Consider the following 21,267-nt stretch of genomic DNA (forward strand, 5'->3'; position numbering starts at 1 on the left):
CTCAGGAGTGATTGCCGGTGGCTCTCAAAAAGAGAACCAGCGGCTAGCTCATTTGTTCATGATATGTTCTAATATAAAGCTAACGACGCCCCAGGAGTCAATCGAATTGGCGGGCCTTGGGATTCATGAGCTGAATCAAAGGGATCCAATATGGACGTGCAACGCAAGCTGGAAATCCTGGCCGACGCCGCCAAGTACGACGCGTCTTGCGCCTCCAGCGGCACCGAGAGGCGGGATTCCAGCGACGGCAAGGGCATGGGATCGACCGCGCCCGGCATGGGCATTTGCCATTCCTACGCGCCGGACGGTCGCTGTATCTCGCTGCTCAAGGTGCTGCTGACCAACGCCTGCAATTACGACTGCCTCTATTGCGTCAACCGGGCCTCTTCCAACGTGCCACGCGCCCGCTTCACCATCGACGAAGTCGTCAAGCTGACGCTCGACTTCTACCGGCGCAATTACATCGAAGGACTGTTTCTCTCCTCCGGCATCATCCGCAACCCCGACTACACCATGGAGCAGGTGGTAAGCGTCGCGCGCAAACTGCGCGAGGAGCATCACTTCCGTGGCTACATCCATCTCAAAACAATCCCCGAGGCCGACGATACATTGATCTCCGAGGCCGGCAAATATGCCGACCGTCTCTCTATCAACATCGAGATGCCGCAGGAGACGAGCCTGCAGCAATTCGCGCCCGAGAAGGACGTGCGCGCGATCCGCCGCACAATGGGCCGACTGCGGCTGAAGCTGGACGAGGCCGAGGAAAGCCGTAGCGCGAAGACGAAAGCCAAGCCGCAGCGCTTCGCACCGGCCGGCCAAAGCACGCAGATGATCGTCGGCGCCGACGCGGCCTCCGACCACACTATCCTCCACACCAGCGCCAATCTCTACAGTTCATACAGGCTGAGGCGCGTCTATTATTCCGCGTTCAGCCCGATCCCCGATGCCAGCCGCGCGCTGCCTCTGCGCGCGCCGCCCTTGCTGCGCGAGCACCGACTCTACCAGGCCGACTGGCTGATGCGGTTCTACGGCTTCGACGTCGGCGAGATCGTCGACGACAGTGCGATGCTGCCGCTCGACATCGATCCAAAACTCGCCTGGGCGCTGCGCCACCGCGACCGCTTCCCGCTCGACGTCAACCGGGCCAGCCGCGAGGAATTGTTGCGCGTGCCGGGCTTCGGCACCAAGGCGGTCGAGCGCATCATCGCGGCGCGCCGCACGACCACCATCCGCGTCGCCGATCTCGCGCGGCTGCATGTGCCCCGGAACAAAGCGCTGCCGTTCATCGTGCTGAGCGATCACCGGCCCGCGCCGCACCGCCTCGACGAGGCACGGCTGATCGAACGGTTCAAGCCGAAGGCCACACAACTGGGATTTGGCTTCTGATGCAGTACATCACCCTCGAGAACGAAACCGATTTCGACGGCTGGCGCAAAGCCGCGCGTAGCCTCGTGCTTCACCAAATGAAACCGGTCGATGTCACCTGGACCGTGCAGGGCGGCGAAGCGGAGCTGTTCGCGCCACCCTCGCCGTCTCCGCTGCCGGCCGGTGGCGATAGCACCTTCAACGTGCCAGCAAAATTCGTCGAGCTCGCCAAGGCCGCGATCCTGCATCGCGATCCCGAGCGTTTCGCGATCCTCTATCGCCTGCTGTTTCGGCTGAACGACAATCACGACCTCATCGAGGTCGCGACCGATCTCGATGTCGCGCAAGTCACGGCCATGGCAAAGGCGGTCTACCGCGACGAGCACAAGATGCATGCCTTCGTGCGCTTCCGCGAGATCGGCAGGGAACGCGAAGCACACTACGTCGCCTGGTTCGAGCCGGAGCATCATATCGTCGAGCTCGCCGCGCCGTTCTTCGCCAAGCGCTTCGCCGATATGCCCTGGTCGATCCTGACGCCGGATTTGTGCGCGCATTGGGATGGCCACGCGCTCTCGTTCACGTCAGGCGTCGGCAAGAGCGAGGCGCCGAACGAAGACCGGCTGGAGGAAACCTGGCGGCGCTACTATGCCAGCATCTTCAATCCGGCCCGCCTGAAGGTGAAGGCAATGCAGACCGAGATGCCGAAGAAATATTGGAGGAACCTGCCCGAGGCTTCGATCATTAAGCCCCTGATTGAGGACGCCGAGCGCATGACCGGCGCCATGATCGCCAATGCCCCAACCGATCCGCACAAGCCTCAAAAGCGGCCGGAGGCTCCGATGAAACGCAAGACCGCTGCCGACGATCTCGAAGCGCTCCGCGAGGAGGCCGCCCACTGCCGCGCCTGCCATCTCTACAAGGACGCCACCCAGACCGTGTTCGGCGAGGGTCCGAAGTCCGCCAATATCATGCTGGTCGGCGAACAACCTGGCGACAAGGAAGACCTCGCCGGCCATCCCTTTGTCGGTCCAGCCGGCCAGATGCTCGACAAGGCGCTGCAGGAGGCCGGCGTCGACCGCAAGAAGGTCTATGTCACCAACGCGGTGAAACACTTCAAATTCGTGCCGCGCGGCAAGATTCGCCTGCATCAGAAGCCGAATACGCCGGAGATAAAGGCCTGCCGGCAGTGGTATGAGCGGGAGGTCTCCGTCATCCAGCCCGATCTCATCGTCGCGATGGGCGCGACCGCCGCGCAGAGCGTGTTCGGCAAGATCACCCCGATCGGAAAGAACCGCGGCCGGCTCATCGACCTGCCCGACGGTCACAAGGCGCTGGTGACGGTGCACCCGTCCTATCTGCTGCGGCTGCCCGATCCGGAAGCCAAGGTGCTGGAATATCGGCGCTTTGTCGAAGATTTGAAGATCGTCGCCGGGTTGCAGAAGAAAGCCGCGCGCGCCGCCTGAATACGGGCGGGAAAACCCCTTTCATGCCTCGCCTGTCATCCAGCCTTCAAATCCATCGCGGACAATAGCCCCTACAGAAAGTTAAGGGGCCTCCAGACATGACCGATGTTGCATTCGACCGCGCGGTAGCCGATCCCGCGCCGATCCAGCCGGCCTCGCGGCCAAATCTCGACAAGGGCTTCAATCCGCTGACGATGATCCTGTTCTTCGGCATCCTCGCCGCGGGCCTGCTCTATGTGGCCTACAGCATCTATTCGGATGTCGATGCGACCGGCACGCGGGTCACGAGCTATCTGCCCTACATCCTCTTGTTTGTCGCGCTGCTGATCGCGCTCGGCTTCGAATTCGTCAACGGCTTCCACGACACCGCCAACGCGGTAGCGACCGTGATCTACACCCATTCGCTGCCGGCCGAAGTCGCGGTGATGTGGTCGGGTTTCTTCAACTTTCTCGGCGTGCTGCTCTCGTCCGGCGCGGTCGCCTTCGGCATCGTCTCGCTGCTACCGGTCGAGCTGATCCTGCAGGTCGGCTCCAGCGCCGGTTTCGCGATGGTGTTCGCGCTGCTGATCGCCGCGATCCTTTGGAACCTCGGCACCTGGTATTTCGGCCTGCCGGCCTCCTCCTCGCACACGCTGATCGGCTCGATCATCGGAGTCGGCGTTGCGAACGCGCTGATGCGCGGCCGCGACGGCACCTCGGGCGTGGACTGGGGCAAGGCTACGGAGATCGGCTATGCGCTTCTGTTGTCGCCACTGGTCGGCTTCATCTGCGCCGCCGGCCTGCTTCTGCTGCTCAAGCTGATCATCAAGAACCCGGCGCTCTATGCCGCCCCTGAGGGTCACAAAGCCCCACCGATCTGGATTCGCGGCCTGCTGATCCTGACCTGCACCGGCGTCAGCTTCGCCCATGGTTCGAACGACGGCCAGAAGGGCATGGGCCTGATCATGTTGATCCTGATCGGCACCGTGCCCACAGCCTATGCGCTCAACCGCGCATTGCCGGAGTCGCAGGTCGCCCAGTTCGCGAAGGTCTCAGATGCCGCCTCCAAGGTGGTTGCGGCCAAGGGCGCCGGCCATGCGATCATCGGCGATCCCCGTCCTGCGGTGACGCAGTACGTCACCTCGCATCACATCAGCGAAGGCACCTACCCTTCGCTGTCAGTGCTGGTGAAGGATGTCGGCGAGCAGGTCGCGAAATACGGTTCGCTGAACAAGGTGCCGGCGGAAGTCGTCGGCAACACCCGCAACGACATGTACCTGACTTCGGAAGCGATCCGATTCCTGATGAAGGACAAGGAAAACGACCTCAGCAAGGAAGAGGTCGCGACCTTGAACGCCTACAAAGGCGGGCTAGACAGCGCGACCAAGTTCATCCCGACCTGGGTGAAGGTCGCGGTCGCGATCGCGCTCGGTCTCGGCACCATGATCGGCTGGAAGCGCATCGTCGTCACCGTCGGCGAGAAGATCGGCAAGACCCATCTCACCTACGCGCAGGGTGCCTCCGCCGAGCTCGTCGCCGCCGCCACGATCGGCGCCGCCGACGCGTTCGGCCTGCCGGTCTCGACCACCCACGTGCTGTCGTCCGGCGTCGCCGGCACCATGGCCGCGAACGGTTCGGGTCTCCAGGTCGCCACCATCAGGAACATGGTGATGGCCTGGGTGCTGACCTTGCCCGTCGCTATCCTGTTGTCGGGCACGCTGTACGTGATCTTCTCGCGGATCTTCTGAAGCCGATCAGTCACTCGAAGACAAAGGGCCCGTGCGATGCGCGGGCCCTTTTTCGTTTGTGCTTTCGGCTTGATCTTGCGCTTGGCCTTACGATGCCGCGAGCGATTCCTCGACCAGCTTAACCCAATACGATGTGCCGTAAACGATGGCGTCGTCGTCGAAATTGTAGGCGGGGTGATGCAGGCCGGCGCTGTCGCCGTTGCCGCAGAAGATGAAGGCGCCGGGGCGCGCTTCCAGCATATAGGCGAAATCCTCGCCGCCCATCAGCGGCGACATCTCGAGCACATTGGCCTCGCCCGCAACTTGCCCCGCGATGCGACGTGCGATCTCGGTCTCCGCGGCGTGATTGTTCACCACGGGATAATTCCGCTTGTAGTGCAGATCGATCTTGGCGCCTGTGATCTGCGCCACGCCCGCCACAACCTCGTGGACGCGCTTCTCCACCAGCTTGCGCACCTCCGGCGACAGCGTGCGGATGGTGCCCCTCAGTGTCGCGGTTTGTGGAATCACGTTACGGGCATTGCCTGCGTGGAACTCGCAGATCGAAATCACGGCCGATTCCAGCGGATCGACGCTGCGCGCAACGATCGACTGCAGCGCCGTGATCACCTGTGCACCGACCAGAACGGAATCCACACATTTGTGCGGCCGCGCGGCATGGCCGCCGAGGCCCTCGATCATGATATCGACCTCATCGGTCGCCGCCATGATCGGACCCGGCCGGATCGCGAACGAGCCCACCGGAATGCCCGGACCGTTGTGCATGCCGTAGACCTGCTCGATGCCGAAGCGCTCCATCATGCCGTCCTTGACCATGGCCAAGCCACCCGCGCCGCCCTCCTCGGCCGGCTGGAAGATCACCACCGCATCGCCGGCGAAGTTGCGGGTCTCGGCGAGATAACGCGCAGCACCGAGCAGCATCGCGGTGTGGCCGTCATGGCCGCAGGCGTGCATCTTGCCGGGAGTCTTCGAAGCGTAAGGCAGGTTGGTCTGTTCCTCGACCGGCAGGGCATCCATGTCGGCACGCAGGCCGATGGCCTTGAGGCCCTCGCCGGCCGGCTTGCTGCCCTTGATCACGCCGACCACGCCGGTCTGGCCGATGCCCGTCACGACCTCATCGCAGCCGAATTCGCGCAGGCGGTCCGCGACGAATGCTGCGGTGCGGTGGACGTCGTAGAGCAGCTCCGGATGCTGGTGGATGTCCCGGCGCCAGGCCTGAATATCGGGTTGAAGGTCGGCGACGCGGTTCACGATGGGCATGGAGGGTCTCAAGCTTTGTTGAAAATGCAGGCCTGTCTACCATGCAAGCACCAGTCCACCCAACTGGCGGGGATCTGGGGTAGCTCTGTCCTCCCGTCATGGCCGGACTTGTCCCGGCCATCCACGTCTGACTATTAGAACGGAAAGTGCGTGGATGCCTGGGACAAGCCTGGGCATAATGCCTATTGGGTGGAAGCAGAATGCCAAGGCGGCTCGAAGGTGAGTTTGACTATATTGTCGTTGGGGCCGGCACGGCGGGCTGCATCGTCGCCAACCGGCTGTCGGCCAATTCCAGCAATCGCGTCCTCCTCCTCGAAGCCGGCGGCGACGACAACTGGATCTGGTTCCACATTCCCGTCGGCTATCTCTTCGCCATCGGCAATCCGCGCTCGGACTGGATGTTCAGGACCGAGGCCGAGCCCGGCCTGAACGGCCGCTCGCTCGCCTATCCCCGTGGCAAGGTGATCGGCGGCTCCTCGGCGATCAACGCCATGATCTCGATGCGTGGACAGGCCGCCGATTACGATCACTGGCGCCAGCTCGGCATGACCGGCTGGGGTTATGACGACGTGCTGCCGCTGTTCAAACGGCTCGAGGATCACTTCCTCGGCGCAAGCGAGCATCACGGCGCCGGCGGCGGCTGGCGCATCGAGGCGCCGCGGCTGTCCTGGGACATACTCGATGCCGTGGGCGATGCGGCCGAGGAGATGGGCATCAAGCGCATCCCGGATTTCAATACCGGCGACAACGAAGGCACCAGCTATTTCCACGTCAATCAGAAGCGCGGCCGGCGCTGGTCGTCGGCGCGCGGCTTTCTCAAGCCGGTATTGAACCGCCCGAACCTGCGGCTCGAAAAGCATGTGCTGGTCGATCGTCTGATCATCGAACAGGGCCGCGCCGTCGGCGTGCGCTTCATCCAGAATGGCGAGATCATCGAGGCGCGTGCGAAACGCGAGGTGGTCCTCTCGGCAGGCGCGATTGGCTCGGTACAGGTGCTGCATCGCTCCGGCATCGGACCTGCCGACTGGCTGTCGCCGCTCGGCATCGACATCGTGATGGACAAGCCCGGCGTCGGCCGCAATCTGCAGGATCATCTGCAGCAGCGCGCGATCTACAAGGTCGAAGGCGTGCGCACACTGAACGAGACCTATTACAACCTGGTTCGACGCGGCCTGATGGGCCTCGACTACGCCTTCCGCCGCCGCGGGCCGTTGACCATGGCGCCGTCGCAGCTCGGCATCTTCACCCGCTCCGATGCGACGCGCGCACGCGCCAACATCCAGTTCCACGTGCAACCGCTGTCGCTCGACAAGTTCGGCGATCCCCTGCACCGCTTTCCCGCGATCACGGTGAGCGCCTGCAATCTCCAGCCGACATCGCGTGGCACCGTACGTCTGCGTTCGGCGGCGCCGGACGAGAAGCCCATCATCGCGCCGAATTATCTTTCAACGGACGACGACCGTCAGGTCGGCGCCGATGCCATCCGCACCACCCGCCGCCTGATGCAGCAGAAGGCCTTGGCAAAATACCGCCCAAGCGAATATCTGCCCGGCCCCGCCGTCGGCGACGACGATGCCTCTCTTGCCAAGGCCGCCGGCGACATCGGCACCACCATCTTCCATCCCGTCGGTACCGCGAAGATGGGCGCAGCAAATGATCCGATGGCGGTGGTCGACGAACGCCTGCGCTTCTACGGTCTCGGCAGCCTTCGCATTGTCGATGCCTCGATCATGCCGACCATCACGTCTGGCAACACCAACACGCCGACCGCGATGATCGCCGAAAAGGGCGCAACAATGATTTTGGAGGATTCGAAGTGAATGCGTAGCCTGATGGGGCGTAGCGAAATCCGGGAGAGGACGCTCGATTGGTCCCGTATTCCGCTACGCTCCATACGGGCTACGCGTCCAACCACCTCACGAAAACGTCATCGCGTCCGGGAATAACACCCCCGCTCCCCCAATCACCTCCCCGAAGCCCAATTCCGGGCGAAGTGGAGCTGCGCGATGAGCGGACACGATCACGGCGAGGACGGCTTAAGCCGCCGCAAGGTGTTGGAATGCATGACCTGGGCCGGCACCGGGGTGCTCTGGACCATCACCGGTGGCGTCCCGCGCTCGCTCGGCATCATCGATTCCGCGCAAGCCGCGACCGCGGCCGCGCCCGGAATGACCTTCCTCCAGATCAGCGACAGCCATGTCGGCTTCGACAAGCCGGCCAATCCCAACGCGCTCGGCACGCTCGAGGAAGCCATCAACAAGATCAACGCGATGCCGGTCAAGCCGTCCTTCATGATCCACACTGGCGACATCACGCATCTCTCCAAGGCCGCCGAGTTCGACAATGCCGATCGCATCATCTCGCAGAGCAAGCTCGACGTGCATTACGTGCCCGGCGAGCATGACTTCCTCGACGAGGACGTGAAGTTCTATCGCGAGCGCTACGGCCGCGGTACCAAGGGCGCAGGCTGGTATTCGTTCGACGCCGGCGGCGTGCACTTCATCGGCCTCGTCAATGTCGTCGACCTCAAGGCCGGAGGCCTCGGCAATCTCGGCGCCGAGCAGCTCGCCTGGCTCGAGGACGATCTGCGCGGCAAGTCGAAATCGACGCCGATCGTGCTGTTCGCCCACATCCCGCTCTGGACCGTCTACCCCGAATGGGGCTGGGGCACCGAGGACGGCGCCCGCGCGCTGGAACAGGTGAAAGGCTTCGGTTCGGTCACCGTGCTCAATGGCCACATTCACCAGGTGATGCAGAAGGTCGAAGGCAACGTCACCTTCCACACCGCACGCTCCACCGCCTTTCCGCAGCCGGCGCCGGGAGCTGCCCCCTCGCCCGGACCGATGAAGGTCGAGGACGCAAAGCTCCGCGCGATGCTCGGCGTTGCCAGCATTAACTTCAAGCAGAACGAGCAGCGGCTCGCGATCATCGACACGCCGCTCCAGAGTTGATGCAGGACTAACGGAAGCTGACAATGAAGACTCTCAATCGCCGCGACCTCGGTGTCGCCTTCGGTCTTGCTTTGGCCGCGGCCATGCTGTTACCCGCCACAACCGCCCATGCCGACGACATGGAGGTGCATATCGACAATTTCGTCTTCCAGCCGGCCGAGCTCAAGATCAAGGTCGGCACCACCGTGACCTGGACCAACCGGGACGACATCCCCCACACCGTGGTGTCGGCCGGGAAGTTCAGGTCCAAGACCCTGGACACTGACGACAAGTTCTCGTTCACCTTCACCAATGCGGGCGACTACAAATATTTTTGTTCTCTGCACCCGCACATGACGGGGATGATCAAGGTTGAGTAACACCTCGAACCAAGGCATCAAAGTCTTGCCCGGCCGGTGGTCCCACACCGGCCGGGCCCGTGTGCCTTCGGTCACACTCAGGGACGAAACGAATAGGGACGAGACGAACAGCGACGAAACCAAGCAACGAGCAGAACAAGAGGCAAAGCGAGGAGCGATGCCCGCCAACGACGATTTGCAGAAGGCGCAACGCTTCCGCGAGGCGGCGCTCCCCCATCTCGACGACGTCTACACGCTCGCGCGCTATCTCTTGCGTGACCCCTCCGATGCCGAGGACGCGGTGCAGGAGTGCTATCTGCGCGCGCTGAAGCATTTCGACAGCTATCGCGGGCCGGCGATAAAGCCTTGGCTATTCGCGATCCTGCGTAACGTCTGCAATGCCGAATATGCACGGCGCGCACACAGGCACAGCGCGATCGAGGATACGCCCGGCGCTGCCGAGCAGACGCCGATCTGGCAGGAGACCGAGGCCAGCCCCGAAACCGAAGTGCTGCGCAGCCGCGATGCGGGCGCGATCCGCAAGCTGATCGACGCGCTCGCCGAGCCGTTCAAGGAAACGTTCGTGCTGCGGGAGATCAACAACCTGTCCTATCGTGAAATCGCCGAGGCCGCCGGCGTGCCCGTCGGCACTGTGATGTCCCGCCTCGCCCGCGCCCGTGCCATGCTGCGCGCGGCCTGGACGGCGGATGAGGAGCAAGCAAGATGACCTGCGACGAAGCAAGAATCCTGCTTCACGCGCTGCTCGACAACGAGCTCGATGCCGGCCACGCGCGCGAGGTCGAAGCCCATATCGCCGGCTGCCCGGCCTGCGCTGCGGAGTTCGCCGCGCAGCGCGAGATGCAGCGCGTGCTCGCAGACGCCGATTTGCGCTACACCGCACCGGCGAGCCTGCGTGCGCGTATCGAGGCCTCGCTGCCGCAGCCGCAGCATCAACAGCCGAGCCGCCGCTCCGTGCTGCGCGGCTTTGCGATGGGCTCGGCAGTCTCCGCGCTCGCCGCCTCCGGCGTCGTCGCATTGGTGCTGCGCCAGGACGACCAGCAGCGCATCCTGTCGGAGGTCGTCTCCGCGCATCTGCGCTCGCTCCAGGCCGGCCACCTCATCGACGTGGTCTCGACCGACCAGCACACGGTGAAGCCGTGGTTCAACGGCAAGCTCGACGTCGCCCCACCCGTGATCGACCTCACCGCGCAAGGTTTTACGCTGGTCGGCGGCAGGCTCGACTATATCGACGCCCGTGCCATCGGTGCCGTCGTCTACAAGCGCCGGCAGCACGTCGTCAATCTGTTCGTGTCGCAGACATCGAACGCGGAATACCGCGCGCCCAAGACCGAAACCATGCAGGGCTTCAACTGCCGGCGCTGGGGCAATCGCGGCCTGAGCTTCTGGGCCGTCAGCGATCTCGGCGCAGACGAGCTTGCCGAATTCGTCGACAAGTTCGAGGCGGCGATGAACGGTTAGCCTCTGCGCATCCAGTCATTCGAGCGGAGGAAACCGTTCGAAGACGGGCAGTTCGTGAGCCCGCTCCATCCAGCCAATCCGCTCGGCGACTTGAATGTGCATCGTCGCCGGTATGGCATCGGGGTCATCATAGGTGCCGCTCTGGACATCGATGATATCAGGCATCAGGTTTTCGTTGATATAGAACAGCCCCGTGCCGCAATCGGCACAGAAGTGACGTCGTCCATGCTCGGATGATCGATAGATCTTCGGCTGACCGCGCACGACTTTGACGGCTTTGAGCGAATACATCGCCCAGCCCACCATCGGTGCCCCGGAGTGACGGCGGCAATCCGCGCAATGGCAGAGCGCATGCACCATCATGTCGCCGTTCACTTCATAGCGGATGGCGCCGCAATGACAGCCGCCAGTCAAAGGCATCGCCCACTCCTCTCCCGGTTAGGTCAATGCCGGAAAATAAGCGTCGATTTGGAATTTCGGGAGACGGACTGCTTCAGCAGGTCGCACGTCGCGACATCAGGCCGCAGCAGAGGCCTCACGCAGACCTTCGCACCGCATTGTCCACCAGCGTCTTGCCGAGCGACCAGATCGCGCCGGGAACCTTGTGGCTGCCGGCGATGACGTCGTCGAACGCGCGCTCGATCCAGCCGCAATCTTCCTCGGTGATGGTGAGCGGCGGCAGAAGCTTGATGGTGTGGCTGCCATGGCCGGCGACTTGCGTGAGGATCTTGTGGTCCTTGAACAGCGGCACGGTGATGAGCTGGCAGAACAGGCCCTTATTGGCCGCCTCCAGCACGTTCCAGGACGCCCGCAGCCGCAGCGATTTCGGCGGGCCGAACTCGACGCCGATCATCAGGCCCTTGCCGCGGACTTCCTTCAACAGCTCGTAGCCAGGCACCATGCGCGTGAGCGCGAGGCGCAGCTCGGCACCGCGCTTGGCGGCGGACTCGATCAGCTTCTCGGACTCCATGATGTCAAGCGTGGCGATGCCCGCAGCCATCGCCAGGTCGTTCTTGGAGAAGGTCGAGCCGTGCACGACGGCGCGGTCCATCTGGTTGAATATCTTGTCGAAGATGCTTTTGCGCGTCAGCACCGCGCCGACCGGCACATGGCCGCCGGACAGCGACTTCGACAGCAGCACCATGTCGGGCTCGACGTTCCAGTGCTCGACCGCGAGGAAGCGGCCGGTGCGGCCCATGCCGGTCTGGATCTCGTCGGCGACGAACAGCGTGCCGTATTTCTTGCAGAGCGCAGCTGCACCCGGCAGGAACTCGTCGGTGGGCATGTTGACGCCCTTGCCCTGGATTGGCTCGACGACGAAGGCCGCCACCTCGCGCGAGGCCAGCGCCTTTTCGAGCGCGGCGAGATCGTTGAACGGGATCGAAGTGCATCCCGGCAGCAGCGGCTCGAAGCCGGTGCGGAAGTTCGAATCACCGGTCAGCGACAGCGCGCCATAGGTCAGGCCGTGATAGCCGTGGGCACAATAGACGATCCCCGGACGACCGGTGGCGCCGCGGGCGAACTTGATCGCCGCTTCGACGCATTCGGCGCCGGAATTGGCGAAGAACGCCTTATCAAGATAGGGGACGTATTTCAGGAGCCGCTCGGCGAGCACGCCGGCGAGCACCGAGACGTCGAACTGGACGAGGTTGGGCAGGTCGGCATCGAGCACGCTCTTGAGCGCCTCGCGCATGACAGGATGATTGCGCCCGATCGCAAACACGCCAAAACCGGACAAGAGGTCGAGATAGCGCGCCCCGTCGCGGTCGTAGAGATACTGTCCCTGCCCCTTCTGGAAGCCGACATCGTAGCCGATGGTCTTCAGAACCCGAACGAACTGCTCGTTCAGATGCCGATTATGCAGGGCGCTGCGCTGGGCCTGGCGGTCCGCGAACAGCTGAGACATGTCTGGATTTGGGCTGTGCATCCGCTACATACTTCGGTTGAGGGCCGTCTCGTCAACTGAAAACGGAACGTCGCTGAAAACGGTCTGTGCGGCCTTTTGCCCTTTTTCGGACCATCTTCGCAAGCAGAGCTTTAGACCATGTTGCACTGCCAAGGAACTATCATGCGTTTAGCCCTTTACACCGGACTAATACTGGCTGGCGGTTACACCTGCCTGAACCCGGCGCTCGCGGCCGATCCGACCGGCGACTGGCGGGTTGCCGACGGCGTCGCCAACATTCGTGTCGCCCAATGCAATGGCAGCATGTGGGGCGCGGTTTCCTGGGAAAAACAGCCCGGGGGCCGCGACGAGAACAATCCGGACGCGTCGAAAAAGACCCGGCCCACGCTGGGCATGGCGACCCTGATCGACATGAAGAAAAAGCCCGGCGCCGATCAATGGGAAGGTCAGGTCTACAATGCCAAGGACGGCCAGCTCTACAGCGCAACCATCACGCCGGTTGGCACCGACCAGCTCGAGATCAAGGGCTGCGTGATGGGGTTCCTGTGCGGTGGCGAGACCTGGACCCGGGTCAGCCCCCCGATTCCCTTGAGCTCCGCCAACGCCATGGCCAAGGGCGCGCCGAAGCCCACCGGCGCGGCGTCGAAAGCCCCGGGAACGACCGGCGCTACGGTGGCGCAGCCTGCGCCCGCAGCCCCGAAGGCCGCCGGCACCGCCAAACCCGGTCAGAAGGGCGCCGCCGACCAGGTCGGCGACATCTGCCTACTCCCTGAGATTGCGGGGTTTGCCCATTAGGGCAGGCTGAAACAGCAGCACGGCGGCGAGCGTCGTCACCAGCGACAACGCCAGCAGCTTGCCCATGCTGGACGTGCCGGGATGGCTCGACAGCCAAAGGCTGCCGAACGCGGTGGCCGTTGTCAGCGCGCTGAAAAAGATCGCGCGCGTCAGGCTGGTCTGGAGCAGGTTTGTCCTGCCCGAGCGCCAGGCCACGACATAGTAGATCTTGAAGGCCACGCCGACGCCGAGCAGCAGCGGGAACGCGACGATATTGGCGAAGTTGAGCGGCAAGCCGATCAGCACGCAGATCTCGAGCGTGACCGCGCCTGCCACCAACAGCGGCACCAGCGTCATCAACACGTCGACGAACCGGCGCAGCGTGATCCACAGTAATAGGCCGATCACCAGCAGCGCATAGATTCCGGCATGGATGAACGCCTTCACCACGGTGTCGCCGGATTTCAGGATGGAGACCGGACCGCCGATCGCGGTCGGCTCGGCAACGAGCACCGCCGCCGCAAATTTGCGTAGCGTGTCGTTGTCGTTGGGATCACCCTTCGGCAGCGCCTCGACGCGGATGATACCGTCCTTGCTCTTCCAGGCGCTGACGAGATCTGCCGGCAATGACTTCAGGGTGACCGGCTCGGCCTGCAACGCGTTCCGGAGCTGGTCGAACACGATCTTCATCGGCGCGACGAACACGTCCTGCGCCTTGTTCCGTGTGGCTTCATCGGCATTGGCGAGCTTTTCCAGCGCATCCGCGAGCCGACGCGAGGCAACCGCACCCGGGCCCTTCGCATCGCCTGCGGTCCGGCGCAGATTGTCGACCGACGATTTCAGCGCATCGACGTTTTCCTTGTCCGACGGCGCGGCGTCGATCTGGTCGGGATTGAGCGCGGGGTTCAGCACCTTGGCGCCCTGCGCGAGCAGCTTCAGCTTCGGCGGCTGGTCTTCAGGAACGAAGCTGTTGAGCGACATCACCCGCAACACCTCCGGCACCTTCTCCAGCTTCGCCTCCACCTGCCTTGCCTGCTCTTCCGACGTGGTCATCACGTTGATGGCATTGGCGCCCGTGTTGGGATCCTTGCGCAAGTCGAGGAAGGTCGCGATCGACTCTGCCTTCGGGTTGCGCAGATTCATCGGGTTGAAGTCGAACTTCATGAAATAGAGCAGCGGCAGGCCGGCGACCGCCAGAAACATGGTGCCACCGACGACCAGCACGCGGTGCTTCTCCAGGAAGTGATCGAGCGGCGCCAGGAAGGCATAGCCGACCGGCTCTTTCTCACCGGGCGGGTTCAACAGCTTCAGCATCGCCGGGAGCACGGTGATGCTAGTGAGGAACGCGACCAGCATGCCGACGCCGGCGATCTGGCCGAGTTCGGCGATACCCTTGTAGTCCGTGGGGATGAAGCAGAGGAAGCCAGCCGCGGTCGCCATTGCCGCCAGCGACAACGGAATTGCCGAGCGCTTGGCGGCCAGGATCAGCGCACCGGAGAGATCGTTGTGCTTGTAGCGCTCGGAGCGATAGCGGACGCTGTACTGGATGCCGAAATCGACGCCGAGGCCGACGAACAGCACGGCGAATGCGATCGACAGCAAATTGAGCGAGCCCACCATCATCAGGCCGGCGGCGGTGGTCAGCGCAAGACCGACGAAGAGATTGACGAACACCGCGAAGATGATCTTCGCCGAATGCAGCGCCAGCCACAGGATGAGCAGCACGACGAGGACCGTGCCGATGCCATTGACGACGGCGCCTTCCTGGACGGTTGCATATTCCTCGTTGGCGATCGGGACCGGCCCGGTCAGCCGGACTCGCGCCTGATATTTGGTGGCAAAATCCAGATCGGCTGCGGCCTTGCGGATCGCGTCGGTTGCGCCCTTGCCGGGCTCAAGCGCGTTGTAGTCGAGGATCGGCTTGAACTCGATGAAGGCGCGCTTGTCCGAATCCGTCAGCGGCTCGTCACTGACGAGCTGGCGCCAGGAGAACGTCGCATTGCCCTTGTTGAGCACGGTCTCGACCGTTTGCGCGATCTGGTTGAAGGGCCGTTCGGTGTTGTCGAGCTTGACCTGCCCGCGCTTGACGCCGGCAAGTCCCGTCTCGAGCGCGCCGGTCAGGCCGCGGATCGAGGGATCGCCCGCCATGATCTCGATCAGGGGTGCTGCGGATTCGAACTGGCCGGTGACCTTGGCAACTTCCTCTGTCGGCAGGAACAACAGACCATTCTTCTCGAAGAACTCGCCGGTGCCGAGCTGCTGCATCGACTGGAATTCGGTCTTGTTGTCCTTCAGCTTGGCATAGAGCGCGTCCGACGCCGCGGTCGCCATCTCCGGCGTCTTGGCTTCGACCACCGCCGTAATCGTCGCATCGCGGTCGAAGGCGCGATCGAACTGCTGGTCGCGTTGGCGCCAGTCCAGATTTTGGGCAATCAGCGAGTTGATGTCGGTGTTGATGGCGAAATGCTGGGACGTGTAATAGCCCGCCCCCACCGCCAGCAGGAGCCCGAGAACGACGACGAGGGAGGCAAACCGGGTGCAGGCCCTGACGATGGCAACGACGACGCTTTGCAGCACTACTTTTCTTTCTGCGGTTAACAGCTTGCCGGAAACGCCCGCTGTTTAACGGAGTTCCCGGCCGAAACCTATTGCTGTTTTGAGTGGTTATCGCCGTCAGAAGCTTCGAGGTAAACGGCGGAAGACCATGGCATTATCATGCGGGCCATCGGTATAGCCGAGGAGTTGAGGCGGGAAAGTGACGAAGCGTGCGCACAAATGTCGCCACGTTGCTGCCACGGGCACCCTCTACTATAATACCGCCAAACTGATCCGGCAGGGAACCAAAGTTCATTCCACCTTTCCTTACTGCCGATTTTTTGACACAAAGTACTGCACCTCCATGCACCGGGGCCCCGGCAGGGGTGGGCGGCTACCGCGTGCGCCGAACCGATGGTGCGGATATTGCAACTCATTGGTTCGTATCGGGGTGTCCCCTGAACTTGAGAGCGGATTGGTGCAACTTGCGTGATGGCCGTCCAATGGAAGTTTATCTGGCGCAACCGCGCGGCTTTTGCGCGGGGGTAGTGCGTGCGATCGAGATCGTGGAACGGGCGCTGGAGAAGTACGGCCCGCCCGTCTACGTGCGCCATGAGATCGTGCACAACAAGTACGTCGTCGAGAGCCTGAAGAACAAGGGCGCGATCTTCGTCGAGGAACTGTCGGAGGTGCCGCCGAAGGCGGTGACGGTCTTCAGCGCTCATGGCGTCGCCCGCAGCGTCGAGGAAGAAGCGGCCGCGCGCGACCTTCCGGTGCTCAATGCCACCTGCCCCTTGGTCACGAAAGTTCACAATCAGGGGAAGCGCTACATCGCCAGGGGCCGCACCCTGATCCTGATCGGCCATGCCGGCCACCCCGAGGTCGAGGGTACGATGGGCCAGGTTCCCGCCCCCGTACTGCTGGTCCAAAGCGTTGAAGAGGTTAAGGCCCTTGAGCTGCCGGCGGATACGCCAGTGGCCTATATCACCCAGACCACCCTGTCGGTGGATGACACAAAGGACATCATTTCGGCCCTGCAGGCCCGCTTTACAGATATTCAAGGCCCGGATATCCGGGATATCTGCTATGCGACACAGAACCGCCAATCTGCGGTAAGGGACTTGAGCAAGCTGGTCGACGTGATCTTGGTGGTGGGCGCTGCCAATAGCTCGAATTCGAACCGGCTCCGCGAAATCGGCACTGAGGCCGGTGTCGCGAGTTATCTGATTGCCGACGGCAGCGCGCTCAATCCGGAGTGGTTGAAAGATGCCAGAACCGTCGGTGTCACGGCTGGCGCTTCGGCGCCCGAGGTACTCGTGGATGACGTGATCGAAGCAATGCGGCGGATCGGACCGGTCAAGGTCTCGGTGCTCCCGGGCCGCGAGGAAAACATCGAATTCCGGCTTCCGGCCGAACTGGCTGCGAGCTGACCCACCCGAATTTCAAGCCCAGAAAGAAACTTGTAATGGCTATCCCCTTCTTCAAGGAAATGCGTATCGGCGGCTATTTGATCAAGCAGAAGCTGCTTGGCCGCAAGCGCTATCCGCTCGTGCTGATGCTGGAACCGCTGTTTCGCTGCAACCTCGCCTGCGTCGGCTGCGGCAAGATCGATTATCCGGATGCGATCCTCAACCGCCGCATGACGGCGCAGGAGTGCTGGGACGCGGCCGACGAGTGCGGTGCGCCTATGGTCGCCATTCCCGGCGGCGAGCCGCTGATCCACAAGGAGATCGGCGAGATCGTGCGCGGCCTCGTCGCGCGCAAGAAGTTCGTCTCGCTCTGCACCAACGCGCTGTTGCTCGAGAAGAAGCTCGATCTGTTCGAGCCCTCGCCCTACCTGTTCTTCTCCGTGCATCTCGACGGCCTGAAGGAGCACCACGACAAGGCCGTGTCGCAGAAGGGCGTGTTCGACCGCGCCGTCTCCGCGATCAAGGCGGCCAAGGCCCGCGGCTTCACCGTCAACGTCAACGCCACCATCTTCGACGGCCACCCGGCCGAAGAGATCGCCAAATTCCTCGACCTGACCGTCGAGCTCGGCGTCGGCGTCTCGATGTCGCCGGGCTACGCCTATGAGCGCGCGCCGGACCAGGAGCACTTCCTCAACCGCACCAAGACCAAGAAGCTGTTCCGCGACGTCTTTGCGATGGGCAAGGGCAAGAAGTGGAATTTCATGCATTCCGGCCTGTTCCTGGACTTCCTCGCCGGCAACCAGGAATACGAGTGCACGCCCTGGGGCATGCCCGCGCGCAACATCTTCGGCTGGCAGAAGCCCTGCTATTTGCTCGGTGAAGGCTATGCAAAAACCTTCAAGGAGCTGATGGACACCACCGACTGGGAGACCTACGGCACCGGCAAGTACGAGAAGTGCGCCGACTGTATGGCCCATTGCGGCTACGAGCCGACGGCGGCGACCGCCGCCATCAACAACCCGCTGAAGGCGATGTGGGTGTCGCTGCGCGGCATCAGGACCACGGGTCCGATGGCGCCGGAGATCGACATGTCCAAGCAGCGTCCTGCGCAGTACATCTTCTCCGCGGAAGTGCAGAAGCGCCTGTCGGAGATCCGCAAGGACGAGGCCGCCGCCGCACAGGAGAAGGCCGCACGGAAGGCGTCGACCGCCGCGTAAGCGCGCTAGTCCCACCAACAAGAAAAGGCCCGATCGCCAATGGCGACCGGGCCTTTTGTTTTTAGTGATCGCAGAACCCGCTCAGGCCGCCTCGGAGACCAGCGCCTCGCTGTCGACCAGTTCGGTGCCGATCAGGAAGTCGCGGCAGCCGCGCAGGCTGCGTAGCGCGCGGTTGAAGTCGAGGCCGGTCGAGACCAGTCCGTGCAGCGCAGTCGGGTTGCGCGCGATGCCGCGCAGCACGGCCAGCACGTCGATCTGGCCATTCGGCTTGATGGCGGCGCGGGCGAGCGCCGGCAGCGCGCGATGGGCGGGATCGCTGATGACGCGGACCGCGGCGAACGGCAAGCCGGCCTCGGCGGCGTAGGCCGCCGCGATGTGGCTTTCCATGTCGACGGCGGCCGCTCCCGTCTCCGAATGCAGCGCCGCCTTGCAGGAGCGCCCCGTGACCACTTCCTCGGCACCCGCGAGGCTGCCGCGCACAACGCGGCGGCGCCCCGACGTCAGGCGGTCGATGAGGTCGTCGCCGAGCGAGAGGCCAGCGGCCCAGCGGGTATCGCCCGCGAGCACCTCGGTCGCCAGCACGACGTCGCCGGAGCGCAGCGTCGGGTCGAGCCCGCCGGCCACGCCGAAGGAGATCACACCGCGAATCGTCTCGGGATCCAGCACCGTCAACAGCGCCCGCAACTGGGTGGGGCTGCTCGACGAACAGATGACCGCCATGCCAGGCCCGGCCGCGATGCGGGCCTCCTGAACCAGTCCAGTCACGATCAATATCGGCCGCGGATCAACGGTTTGACCCGCGGTAAGATAGTCCCCCGTCCCCAAAGTCACATTCCGACCCCTACCACCCTGCTGTTGGTGTTCCGCAAGTTCCGATACCGCGCCAACGCCCACAGCGGGAAGAACTTCGGATAACCATGGTACCGTAGATAGAATACACGGGGAAAGCCTGTGGCGGTGTACCGCTGTTCGTCCCACAGTCCTTTTTCGTTCTGTGTTGCAATCAGGTACTCCACCCCGCGGGCGACGGCCGGGTGATCAACCTCGCCAGCAGCCATCAAGGCAAGCAAGGCCCATGCCGTTTGCGAGGCGGTCGAGGGGGCGGCCTCCCATCCCCGATAGTCCAGCCGGTAGCTGACGGCATCCTCGCCCCAGCCGCCGTCCTGGTTCTGGATCGAGGCCAGCCAGCCGGCCGCTTTCCGCATCATCGGGTCGTCATGGCGGACGCCGGCCATGTTGAGGGCGCACAGCACCGACCAGGTTCCGTAGATGAAGTTCATGCCCCAGCGGCCGTACCAGGACCCTTCCGGGTGCTGGGTCTTGCGGAGGTAGGCGATCCCGTCCGCGACATGCTTGCTGGTCTCCGCGGTCTCGCCGAGCTGGGCCAGCATCGAGATGCAGCGCGCGGTGACGTCCTCGGTCGGCGGATCGAGCAGCGCGCCGTGGTCGGAGAACGGGATGTTGTTCAGATAATATTCGAGGTTGTTGACGTCGAAGGCGGCCCAGCCGCCGTCGTCGCTCTGCATGCCCTCGATCCACTCCCGGGCACGGTCGATCGCGGCGTCATAGCCGGTCGCACCGTGCTCCCGGCGCATCCGGTCCATCGACATCACGACCACCGCGGTGTCGTCGAGATCGGGATAATGGGCATTGTTGTACTGGAAGGCCCAGCCGCCCGGGCGTACGTCGGGCCGCTTCACCGCCCAGTCGCCCTTCACCTCGAGCTCCTGCTTCGGGATCAGCCAGTCGAGACCCTGCTTGGCGGCCGGCACCGCCTTGTCGCCGCCGGCTTCGAGCAGCGCGTGGGCGGTCAGCGTCGTGTCCCACACCGGCGAGACGCAGGGCTGGCAATAGGCTTCGTCGTCCTTGATCACGAGCAGCTTGTCGATGCCCCGGCGCGTGATCGCGCGCGGCGGGAAGTTCTCGTCCTTGCCGAGCGCGTCGTACATCATGACGATGTTGGCCATCGGCGGATAGATCGCGCCCATGCCGTCCTCGCCGTTCAGCCGCTCCTCGGTGAAGGCGAGCGCCGCGTCGATGGCGCGTTTGCGCAGGCTCTTGGGAAACATCGGCTCGACCACGCGCAAAATGCCGTCGAGCGCGCGGAACAGCACGAACCAGGCCATGCTCTGGTGCGGCGCCTTGGCGGTCATGCCGATCGAGCGCGGATCCTGCAGGAACAGCTCGTCGATGCCGACGCCCTTGGGATTCTTCGCCCGTGGCTTCAGCGCGGCGATGACCATCAGCGGCACCATGGTGGTGCGCGCCCAGTAGGAGATCTTGTTGATGTGGAACGGCGACCAGAACGGCAGCAGCACGATCTCGATCGGCAGCACCGGTACCGCGCGCCAGGTCACGACGCGAAACATCGCAAGCATGAAGCGCGTGAAGACATTGCTGTGAATGGCGCCGCCGCGGGAATGGATCGCCTCGCGCGCACGCACCATGTGCGGCGCGTCGATGGAATCCCCGATCATCTTCAGCGCGAAATACGCCTTGACGCTGGCGCTCATGTCGAACTCGCCGTCATGCACCAGCGGCCAGCCGCCATGGGCGCCCTGCACGCGGCGAAGATAATTGGCGATCTTGGCTTCGAGCACGGCATCGACCGGCTCGGCGAGATAATGGCGCAGCAGGACGTATTCGGCCGGAATCGTGCAATCTGCCTCGAGCTCGAACACCCAATGGCCGTCGGGTTGCTGGAAGCCGAGGACGCCTTCGGTGGCCGACGCAATGCTCGATTCCAAGTTCCTGAATTCTTGGGCTTCGCGGCTGGTCGCGTTCACGGAATCCATCTCGCTCGATTGCTCCGATAGTCGATTGAATGGGCCGAAATTGACCGG

General features: G+C 63.6%; 17 protein-coding genes. 11 read left to right on the top strand and 6 right to left on the bottom strand.

Annotated elements, in window-relative coordinates; translation table 11 throughout:
* The first annotated feature begins 150 nt into the window (after positions 1 to 150).
* The 3 genes from IVB07_RS26120 to IVB07_RS26130 all read left to right on the top strand — a co-directional run bounded on the left by IVB07_RS26120 (position 151) and on the right by IVB07_RS26130 (position 4,555).
* The gene (locus IVB07_RS26120; RefSeq protein WP_018456906.1) at positions 151 to 1,386 is read left to right on the top strand and encodes a putative DNA modification/repair radical SAM protein; all 1,236 of its coding nucleotides are present in this window, start codon (positions 151 to 153) and stop codon (positions 1,384 to 1,386) included.
* On the top strand, positions 1,386 to 2,828 hold the full coding sequence (locus IVB07_RS26125) for a UdgX family uracil-DNA binding protein (RefSeq protein WP_018456907.1): 1,443 nt from the start codon (positions 1,386 to 1,388) through the stop codon (positions 2,826 to 2,828). The genes IVB07_RS26120 and IVB07_RS26125 overlap by 1 nt, the downstream gene beginning before the upstream one ends.
* 98 nt (positions 2,829 to 2,926) lie before the next feature.
* Complete coding sequence (locus IVB07_RS26130; protein ID WP_018456908.1) at positions 2,927 to 4,555, top strand: inorganic phosphate transporter; 1,629 nt, start codon at positions 2,927 to 2,929, stop codon at positions 4,553 to 4,555.
* An 87-nt stretch (positions 4,556 to 4,642) separates the two neighbouring features.
* Here IVB07_RS26130 and IVB07_RS26135 read toward each other — a convergent pair whose 3' ends face one another.
* Positions 4,643 to 5,815: a M20 aminoacylase family protein gene (locus IVB07_RS26135; protein ID WP_018456909.1), complete on the bottom strand. Its 1,173-nt coding sequence runs from the start codon at positions 5,813 to 5,815 to the stop codon at positions 4,643 to 4,645.
* 200 nt (positions 5,816 to 6,015) lie between these two features.
* Between IVB07_RS26135 and IVB07_RS26140 the strand changes: the two genes are divergently transcribed.
* The 5 genes from IVB07_RS26140 (at position 6,016) to IVB07_RS26160 (ending at position 10,583) form a co-directional block, all read left to right on the top strand.
* The gene (locus IVB07_RS26140) at positions 6,016 to 7,635 is read left to right on the top strand and encodes a GMC family oxidoreductase N-terminal domain-containing protein (RefSeq protein ID WP_018456910.1); all 1,620 of its coding nucleotides are present in this window, start codon (positions 6,016 to 6,018) and stop codon (positions 7,633 to 7,635) included.
* A 186-nt stretch (positions 7,636 to 7,821) separates the two neighbouring features.
* Positions 7,822 to 8,766 (top strand): metallophosphoesterase, encoded by a 945-nt coding sequence (locus IVB07_RS26145; RefSeq protein WP_018456911.1) that lies wholly within the window; start codon positions 7,822 to 7,824, stop codon positions 8,764 to 8,766.
* A 23-nt stretch (positions 8,767 to 8,789) separates the two neighbouring features.
* Positions 8,790 to 9,125: a cupredoxin family copper-binding protein gene (locus IVB07_RS26150; protein WP_018456912.1), complete on the top strand. Its 336-nt coding sequence runs from the start codon at positions 8,790 to 8,792 to the stop codon at positions 9,123 to 9,125.
* Positions 9,126 to 9,282: 157 nt separating this feature from the next.
* Positions 9,283 to 9,831, top strand: a complete 549-nt coding sequence (locus IVB07_RS26155) for a sigma-70 family RNA polymerase sigma factor (RefSeq protein WP_018456913.1) — start codon at positions 9,283 to 9,285, stop codon at positions 9,829 to 9,831.
* Positions 9,828 to 10,583 (top strand): anti-sigma factor, encoded by a 756-nt coding sequence (locus IVB07_RS26160; protein ID WP_018456914.1) that lies wholly within the window; start codon positions 9,828 to 9,830, stop codon positions 10,581 to 10,583. The genes IVB07_RS26155 and IVB07_RS26160 overlap by 4 nt, the downstream gene beginning before the upstream one ends.
* A 15-nt stretch (positions 10,584 to 10,598) precedes the next feature.
* Here IVB07_RS26160 and IVB07_RS26165 read toward each other — a convergent pair whose 3' ends face one another.
* Positions 10,599 to 11,003 (bottom strand): GFA family protein, encoded by a 405-nt coding sequence (locus tag IVB07_RS26165; RefSeq protein WP_018456915.1) that lies wholly within the window; start codon positions 11,001 to 11,003, stop codon positions 10,599 to 10,601.
* A gap of 115 nt (positions 11,004 to 11,118) precedes the next feature.
* Positions 11,119 to 12,510, bottom strand: coding sequence for an aminobacteriohopanetriol synthase HpnO (gene hpnO, locus IVB07_RS26170; RefSeq protein ID WP_026233264.1), 1,392 nt, complete (start codon positions 12,508 to 12,510; stop codon positions 11,119 to 11,121).
* Positions 12,511 to 12,651: 141 nt separating this feature from the next.
* Between hpnO and IVB07_RS26175 the strand changes: the two genes are divergently transcribed.
* Positions 12,652 to 13,284, top strand: coding sequence for a DUF2147 domain-containing protein (locus IVB07_RS26175; RefSeq protein ID WP_018456917.1), 633 nt, complete (start codon positions 12,652 to 12,654; stop codon positions 13,282 to 13,284).
* Here IVB07_RS26175 and IVB07_RS26180 read toward each other — a convergent pair.
* Positions 13,252 to 15,840 (bottom strand): MMPL family transporter, encoded by a 2,589-nt coding sequence (locus tag IVB07_RS26180; RefSeq protein ID WP_018456918.1) that lies wholly within the window; start codon positions 15,838 to 15,840, stop codon positions 13,252 to 13,254. The genes IVB07_RS26175 and IVB07_RS26180 overlap by 33 nt on opposite strands.
* A 461-nt stretch (positions 15,841 to 16,301) precedes the next feature.
* On the opposite strand from IVB07_RS26180, the gene ispH reads away from it, so the two are divergent.
* Both ispH and hpnH read left to right on the top strand, forming a co-directional pair.
* Complete coding sequence (ispH, locus tag IVB07_RS26185; protein ID WP_035993095.1) at positions 16,302 to 17,228, top strand: 4-hydroxy-3-methylbut-2-enyl diphosphate reductase; 927 nt, start codon at positions 16,302 to 16,304, stop codon at positions 17,226 to 17,228.
* 35 nt (positions 17,229 to 17,263) lie between these two features.
* Positions 17,264 to 18,424: an adenosyl-hopene transferase HpnH gene (gene hpnH, locus IVB07_RS26190; protein ID WP_007593619.1), complete on the top strand. Its 1,161-nt coding sequence runs from the start codon at positions 17,264 to 17,266 to the stop codon at positions 18,422 to 18,424.
* 81 nt (positions 18,425 to 18,505) lie between these two features.
* Here the strand turns inward: hpnH and IVB07_RS26195 are convergent, their stop codons facing one another.
* Positions 18,506 to 19,255 carry a phosphorylase gene (locus IVB07_RS26195; RefSeq protein ID WP_026233265.1) on the bottom strand — a complete coding sequence of 250 codons (750 nt, stop codon included), beginning with the start codon at positions 19,253 to 19,255 and terminating at the stop codon, positions 18,506 to 18,508.
* Entirely contained in the window at positions 19,252 to 21,219 is a 1,968-nt protein-coding gene (gene shc, locus IVB07_RS26200; protein ID WP_018456921.1) for a squalene--hopene cyclase, read from the bottom strand. The genes IVB07_RS26195 and shc overlap by 4 nt, the downstream gene beginning before the upstream one ends.
* Between the last annotated feature and the right edge of the window lie 48 nt (positions 21,220 to 21,267).

Origin of the sequence: Bradyrhizobium sp. 172, from assembly GCF_023101065.1 — a bacterium.
Classification (GTDB): Bacteria; Pseudomonadota; Alphaproteobacteria; order Rhizobiales; family Xanthobacteraceae; genus Bradyrhizobium; species Bradyrhizobium canariense_D.

Bases quoted from the DNA above. Each gene is read 5' to 3' on its own strand.
- IVB07_RS26120 (WP_018456906.1), top strand. From the start codon at position 151: ATGGACGTGCAACGCAAGCTGGAAATCCTGGCCGACGCCGCCAAGTAC.
- IVB07_RS26125 (WP_018456907.1), top strand. From the start codon at position 1,386: ATGCAGTACATCACCCTCGAGAACGAAACCGATTTCGACGGCTGGCGC.
- IVB07_RS26130 (WP_018456908.1), top strand. From the start codon at position 2,927: ATGACCGATGTTGCATTCGACCGCGCGGTAGCCGATCCCGCGCCGATC.
- IVB07_RS26135 (WP_018456909.1), bottom strand. From the start codon at position 5,815: ATGCCCATCGTGAACCGCGTCGCCGACCTTCAACCCGATATTCAGGCC.
- IVB07_RS26140 (WP_018456910.1), top strand. From the start codon at position 6,016: ATGCCAAGGCGGCTCGAAGGTGAGTTTGACTATATTGTCGTTGGGGCC.
- IVB07_RS26145 (WP_018456911.1), top strand. From the start codon at position 7,822: ATGAGCGGACACGATCACGGCGAGGACGGCTTAAGCCGCCGCAAGGTG.
- IVB07_RS26150 (WP_018456912.1), top strand. From the start codon at position 8,790: ATGAAGACTCTCAATCGCCGCGACCTCGGTGTCGCCTTCGGTCTTGCT.
- IVB07_RS26155 (WP_018456913.1), top strand. From the start codon at position 9,283: ATGCCCGCCAACGACGATTTGCAGAAGGCGCAACGCTTCCGCGAGGCG.
- IVB07_RS26160 (WP_018456914.1), top strand. From the start codon at position 9,828: ATGACCTGCGACGAAGCAAGAATCCTGCTTCACGCGCTGCTCGACAAC.
- IVB07_RS26165 (WP_018456915.1), bottom strand. From the start codon at position 11,003: ATGCCTTTGACTGGCGGCTGTCATTGCGGCGCCATCCGCTATGAAGTG.
- hpnO (WP_026233264.1), bottom strand. From the start codon at position 12,510: ATGCACAGCCCAAATCCAGACATGTCTCAGCTGTTCGCGGACCGCCAG.
- IVB07_RS26175 (WP_018456917.1), top strand. From the start codon at position 12,652: ATGCGTTTAGCCCTTTACACCGGACTAATACTGGCTGGCGGTTACACC.
- ispH (WP_035993095.1), top strand. From the start codon at position 16,302: ATGGAAGTTTATCTGGCGCAACCGCGCGGCTTTTGCGCGGGGGTAGTG.
- hpnH (WP_007593619.1), top strand. From the start codon at position 17,264: ATGGCTATCCCCTTCTTCAAGGAAATGCGTATCGGCGGCTATTTGATC.
- shc (WP_018456921.1), bottom strand. From the start codon at position 21,219: ATGGATTCCGTGAACGCGACCAGCCGCGAAGCCCAAGAATTCAGGAAC.